This is a genomic window from Nocardiopsis halotolerans DSM 44410 (assembly GCF_000341065.1).
Classification (GTDB): domain Bacteria; phylum Actinomycetota; class Actinomycetes; order Streptosporangiales; family Streptosporangiaceae; genus Nocardiopsis; species Nocardiopsis halotolerans.
Genome location: NZ_ANAX01000360.1, coordinates 1 through 6,041 on the forward strand (window position 1 = coordinate 1; position 6,041 = coordinate 6,041).

6 protein-coding genes are annotated in these 6,041 nt (G+C 71.5%); 5 read left to right on the top strand and 1 reads right to left on the bottom strand.

Features of this window, described 5'->3' with window-relative positions; all coding sequences use genetic code 11:
• Positions 1-208: 208 nt before the first annotated feature.
• On the bottom strand, positions 209-790 hold the full coding sequence (locus D455_RS31775; RefSeq protein WP_040685148.1) for an RDD family protein: 582 nt from the start codon (positions 788-790) through the stop codon (positions 209-211).
• Between the two features lie 795 nt (positions 791-1,585).
• Between D455_RS31775 and D455_RS0126530 the strand changes: the two genes are divergently transcribed.
• The 5 genes from D455_RS0126530 to D455_RS33325 all read left to right on the top strand — a co-directional run bounded on the left by D455_RS0126530 (position 1,586) and on the right by D455_RS33325 (position 5,826).
• Positions 1,586-2,482: an ATP-binding cassette domain-containing protein gene (locus tag D455_RS0126530; protein WP_017573694.1), complete on the top strand. Its 897-nt coding sequence runs from the start codon at positions 1,586-1,588 to the stop codon at positions 2,480-2,482.
• Positions 2,479-3,309, top strand: a complete 831-nt coding sequence (locus D455_RS0126535; RefSeq protein WP_017573695.1) for an ABC transporter permease subunit — start codon at positions 2,479-2,481, stop codon at positions 3,307-3,309. Before D455_RS0126530 ends, D455_RS0126535 begins: the two co-directional genes overlap by 4 nt.
• A gap of 46 nt (positions 3,310-3,355) precedes the next feature.
• Positions 3,356-5,344, top strand: coding sequence for a hypothetical protein (locus tag D455_RS0126540; RefSeq protein ID WP_017573696.1), 1,989 nt, complete (start codon positions 3,356-3,358; stop codon positions 5,342-5,344).
• Positions 5,345-5,415: 71 nt separating this feature from the next.
• Positions 5,416-5,595: a hypothetical protein gene (locus D455_RS0126545; RefSeq protein WP_017573697.1), complete on the top strand. Its 180-nt coding sequence runs from the start codon at positions 5,416-5,418 to the stop codon at positions 5,593-5,595.
• A 42-nt stretch (positions 5,596-5,637) separates the two neighbouring features.
• A complete protein-coding gene (locus D455_RS33325) occupies positions 5,638-5,826 on the top strand; it encodes a hypothetical protein (protein ID WP_026123011.1) in 189 nt (62 codons plus the stop codon).
• The last annotated feature ends 215 nt before the right edge of the window (positions 5,827-6,041 follow it).

Sequence of the window (6,041 nt, forward strand, 5' to 3'; positions counted from 1 at the left end):
CGGACCGCTGACGGCGCGGGCCCCGGTCTCCGGATCGGGGCCCGTCAGGGTGTGCGGGCAGCACGATGCCTCCCTCACCTGTGGGCCCCCTGTATCCAGGGAACCGCGAAACACCCGGCGGCGCCAGACCTTCCTCGTTCCTGTGGACAACGTGGAGGACACCGCTTCCGGGTGTTCACGGCCGAAACCGTGTGCGGCGCGGCGCCGCCTACCCGACGTGGAACGCGTCCGGGTGTTCGCGCGCCGGGTCCTTCCGCCGGTCCCCGGGGCGCCGGAACCGCCTCCCGGTCCCCCGCGCCCTCTCGACCCGGGTTCCGGCCACCAGGTCGGCGTAGGTGCGTCCGGTTCCGCGGACCGCGGCGGCCAGTTGCGCGCCCACCGCGACGTGGGCGACCGCGGCCAGCACCGTCCCCCGGGTGTGGGCTCCGCCCCGCAGGTCCCACACCGACTGGTGACCCAGTTCCCAGGGCAGGGCGGTCTTCGCGAGCAGTCGGGCGAACGCACGCGGGAAACCCGGCGGACCGCCGTCCGGGCCGCTCACCCGCAGCCCCAGGAGGCGCTTGCCCGGGGTGGCTCCCCGGGCCTCCCCGACGGCCAGGGCGGCGACGGCCGGAACGGTCAGTCCGAACGCGACGCCCAGCCGGAGCCCTGCGGTGGGCTCCGCGTCGGCCACGGGACGTCCCCGGCTGAGCACCAGCGCTCCCAGCGCGGCCGGGGGGATCGCCGCCAGGGTGTAGTCGACGGTCGTGGCCAGGACGCGGCGGAGCAGCAGATCGGCATCGGCTTCCACGTGTCGGCACATCCTCTTCTTCTCGAAACCCGGGACACCCCCACCGACGCCGCTCGCGCGCGTCGCGCCTGACCAGGTCGGACAGGGCCGCCTCACGAAAAACGCCATCCCCGTCCGCCCACGGCGGTCCACGCCCCCCGGACGTCGGGCACCGGACGCGGCCGCGCCGCCGCACGTCGACCCTTTCGCTTTCGCGATGCTACCGCGACGCGATGGCACCACCAACCCAGGAATCAATACCCCCAGGAAGACAACCCAAATTCCGAAAGAGTTCCACAAAAACTTACCCCGCGGACCACTCCATCCTCCCAATCAACTCGATAGGGAATTGGAGGAAGAGCCAAGCAGAACTACTCCTCACGCCCGCACGGTCACCCACAGGCAGAAAGGGGACACCCGGTTCCCGCCGTTTCCTCACAGCAGGGATCCCGAAACATGGAAGAAGGCACAAAAACACGTGGAGCCCCCACCCGAGCACACTCCGAGAGAACGGACATACAACCCCATAAGACAATATTCTTCCGATTCACGCCGTATCTTCTTCGAGGCCTTCCCAAAGACAGCAGGATTGATTAGCGTTCTCGCGATCATTCAAGACGCAACCATCAGAACATCCCCCTCCATCCCCCACGCGCCCTCGGAGCAACAGCCACAGCCCGACCGCACAGCTCCCCTGGAATCACATTTCCCGCCGCGGGAAGAACCGGATCCAGAGCGGAAAGAAACGGTAAACGTTTGATCACCGAAACTGATGCGTCGTCGTCCGCACCACCGCGTTCCGAACCGGACGACGCCGTGTCCATCAGCAACATCACCAAGTCCTTCGGTCGCCTCCGCGCACTCGACGACGTCACCCTGAGCATCTCGTCCGGGCAGGTCTACGGGGTCCTCGGCCCCAACGGCGCCGGCAAGACGACGCTCCTGCGCATCCTCCTGGGCCTGGTCCGCCCCGACAGCGGCACGGTCTCCGTCCTCGGACACGCACCGGGCGACCGGCGCGCACTGCGCGACATCGGCGCGCTCATCGAGGCCCCGGCCTTCGTCCCGGGCCTGAGCGGGCGCACCAACCTGCGCGTCCTGGCACGTGCGCGCGGCCTCTCCGACACCGAGGTCGACCGCGTCCTGCGCCTGGTGGACCTGGCCGAACGCGCGGACGACCGCTTCGCCGGATACTCCCTGGGCATGCGTCAACGCCTGGGGGTCGCCGCCACCCTGCTGGGCGACCCGCGCCTGCTCATCCTGGACGAGCCCACCAACGGACTCGACCCGGAGGGCGTGGTGTGGATGCGCTCCCTCGTACGCGAGCTGAGCGGGTCCGGGCACACCGTGCTGTTCTCCTCGCACATGCTCGGTGAGGTCCAGCAGGTGTGCGACCGCGTGGTGGTCGTCAACGGCGGCACCGTCGTCGCCGAGGACTCGATGGACAACATCCGCACCCCCGACGTCTCCCTGCACGTCCACGCCGAGCCCGACCACCTGGTCGAGCGGGTGCTCACGGAGTCCGCCGGGGCGGGTACGCCGGTGCGCGGGGAGGAGGGCCGCTGGAGGACGAGCGTGGCCCCCGACGAGGTTCCCCGCATCGTCCGCGCCCTCGTCGAGGCCGGCGCCGACGTCCACGAGGTCCGCAAGGAGCGCCAGTCGCTGGAGGAGGTCTTCTTCGCACTGACCGGGAGCCAGGAGGAACACCCGTGATCGCCGCGCTCAACTCCGAACTGCTGCTGCTCCGCCGTCGCACGGCACCCTACGCGGTGGGCACCGCCTGGGTCGTGATGGTCGTGTGCTTCGCGTTCCTCATCCCCTACATCGTCTACCTCAACCTGGAGACCGCCGCCGAACGCGAACAGATCCTGCGGATCCTGCTCCCCGCGTCGGTGGGGAGTACCGCCGTGAGCAGTTACCCGCTCTTCGGCGGCGCGCTCATGCTCGTGCTGGGCGTGCTGCTCACCGGTTCGGAGTACCGCTGGAGGACCTGGACCGTCCGCCTGTCCCAGGGGCCGAACCGGACGCAGGTGGTGTCGGCCAAGTTCGGCGCGGGCGCGATCGCCGCCTGCCTCATCGCCGTGGCCGCGATGCTCGCCTCGGTCGCGGCCGCCGCCGTGATCTCGGTCGCCACCGGGCAGCCCATGACCTGGCCGGCGGTGACCGACCTGCTGGCCTCCCTGGGCGGCGCGGCCCTGATCTCGGTCGCGTGGGCCAGCCTGGGCGCGACTCTGGCGGTGGTCTTCCGCGGCACCAGCGTCGCCCTCGCCGTCGGCCTGGTGTGGACCCTCGGGCTGGAGAACGCCGTCTCCGGCCTGGCGTCGATGTTCACCGTCCTGGAACCGCTGCGCGCCGTTCTGCTGGGCACGGCCAGCGGCTCGCTGGTGGCGGCCATCGGCGCGCCCACCCAGTCCGAGGGCGGGACCCCCGGAGTGGTGGACCACCTGACCGGGCCCGCGGCGGTCGCGGTCCTGCTCGCCTACACCGTGGTCTCGACCCTCGTGGCCGTCTGGCTGCTCCGCCGCAGGGACGTCGCCTGACTCCTCCCCTCCCTCCCCCACATCCCCGTCATCCCCTGGAGGACCGTTGCCCACTCTGCCGCCCCACCGTCCACGACTGCGCCAGGACACCGTGGTACTGGAGATCCCCGAAGGTGTGTTCGTCCGCGGTGCCGAGGACAGTTTCATCGTCCGCGGCAAGGGCGCCTACCGCTACCTGTCGGTGCTGGTGCCGCACCTGGACGGCACGAAGACGACCGAGGACATCACCGCGAGCCTGCCCGAGGCCCACGCCAACGCGGTCCGCTCCCTCCTGGCCCAGCTCACCGAGCGCGGAGCCGTCCTCGACGCCCCCGAACCGGGGGCCGTGGTCGAGGACGCTCTACGGGAGCGCTTCGCCGCACAGGTGTCGCTGCTGGAGCACCACGGCGATGACGGGCACGGCTTCCTCCGGATCGCCGGAGCGCGCGTGGCCGTCGTCTCCGACAGCGCACGCGTCGGCGACGCGCTCGCCGACGCGTTGGCGGCCAACGGGGTCGGTGCCCGGGGCGGCGTCACCGTGCACCCCGTCGACGGGGACGTCGACCCCTCCGACGTGGACCTGGTGTGCGCGCTGGCCGTCGAGGGCCCCCAACCCCGCCTCCTGGAGCTGGCCCGGGCCGCCCGGGCCTCGGGAGCCGCGTTCCTGGCGCTGCTGCGCACGGGCGACCGTCTGCTCGTCGGGCCGTGGCAGGCACCGGACGGGGGCGTGGACCTGTGCTCCCTGCTGTTGCGCATGAGCGACAACGCGGTCCCCGAGACCCTCGGGATGTGGCAGGCCATCGGGGCGGGAACCGCCGCACCCGCGCTTCCCGCCCTTCCCGGAACCTCCACGACGGTGGCCGTGGAGATCATGGGTTTCGAGGTCTTCAAGGCGCTCGGCGGCGTACTGCCCCCCGACGTCGACGGACGGACGGTCGTCGTCGACTCACGGTTCCTGACCGCGCGCACCGAACCGGTGGTGGCCCATCCCGCGGGGGACACACAGCCCGTCCCGCCCCACGAACCCGACACGTCGGACGACCTCTCCGACACGGAGGCCGCCTACCTGCGGTTCGAGCCCCTGATCGCCGAGACCACCGGGGTCATGAGCCGGTTCGACGACGATCCCCTGCCGCAGATCCCGGTCAAGATCTCCGTGCTGCGGGCACCCGCCGTGCGTCCGGAGCCGGTGGTGGCGTTCGCCTCCGACACGGTGATGCGGGCACGCCTGTCGGCGTTGGAGCAGGCGTCCGCCGAGTACGCGTTGGGCGTGCACCGCCGCCGCTCCTCGCTGCCGACCCCCGACGGGGACGCGCTCACCGTCGAGGCCGCCCGGATGGAGACCTGGCTGGGTGCCGCGGTGGCGGAGGGCACACCGGTCGCGGCGCGCGACATGGCCGACGGTTCCGCGCTGGCCGTGGACCGTGACGCCGTCCTCACCGGCCCCTGGGACCGTGACACCGCCCGCTTCGAACCGGCCCTGACCGGTCTGGCCGCCGGTTCGACCGCACGGGAGGCGGCCGAACGGGCGCTGCGGGACGCCGCCGCGGCCCGGACGGTGTCCCTGGTGACCCGCGGCGACGTGCCGCTGCGGCCGGTGGGCACCGAGCTGATCGACAAGGTGCTCGACGACTCCGAACGCGCCCGGCTGGCGATGTTCACCGCGGAGCTGGACTCGTCGGGTCGGCGCCCCGAGCTGTTCCTGGCCCCCGGCCCGGCCCCGGTGGCCGTGGTCCGGACCGCCGAGCGGACCCTGGCCCGCACGGGTCGCACTTGGGCCGAGGCCGCCGAGACGGCACTGCGCGAACTGGCGGGGCGCCTGCAACTCGGGGACGTCGAGGCCCCCGCTCCCCTGTTGGGCGCCTCCGACGACCTCCCGGACGTCCCCGCCGGCGCGCCGTTGGGCGACCCGACCGCTCTGGAACTCGTGGGCGACCCGGAGCGGGTCCTCGCCCGGCTGGGCGAGGAGGGACGTCGTACAGCGCTCACCGAACTCACCCCGCCCGACCTGGTCGGGGTGGTGCACGTGGCCCGTGCCCTGGTCTACCAGGCGTAGGCCCGTGCTCCCGCCGCGGACGGCGCGGCGGTTCACACCCGCGTGAGACCTCCGGAGGGAGGTGAACCCCCATGAGCCTGCATGAGGAACTCCTGAGCCTGGAGACGGCGACCTTCGAGATCGAGGAGATCGCCGTCGTCGGCCAGGACCTGGCCGGCTGGTGCAGTTCCAGCTGCTCCTGCTCCAGCTGCTCCTCCTGCTCCACCTCCAGCTGCTGCTCGTGCAGCACCAGCACCGGTTGCGGCGGCTGATCCCGCCGGGCCCCACCAAGAGAACGCAAGGAAGGAACCCCCGTGTCCAACCAGACCCTCGGCCGTGAGCTCCTCGAGCTTGAGGCCGTCACCTTCGAGGTCGAGGACCTCTCCGACGTGGGCCAGGACATGGCCGGAGTGTGCAGCTCCAGCTGCTCCTGCTCCAGCTGCTCCTCCTGCTCCACCTCCAGCTGCTGCTCGTGCAGCACCAGCACCTCCAGCTGCGGCTGAGGCGCTGAATCCCCCACAGAGAAAGAAAGGGAGAAACCCCCGTGTCCAACCAGACCCTCGGCCGTGAGCTCCTCGAGCTCGAGGCCGTCACCTTCGAGGTCGAGGACCTCTCCGACGTCGGCCAGGACATGGCCGGAGTGTGCAGCTCCAGCTGCTCCTGCTCCAGCTGCTCCTCCTGCTCCACCTCCAGCTGCTGCTCGTGCAGCACCAGCACC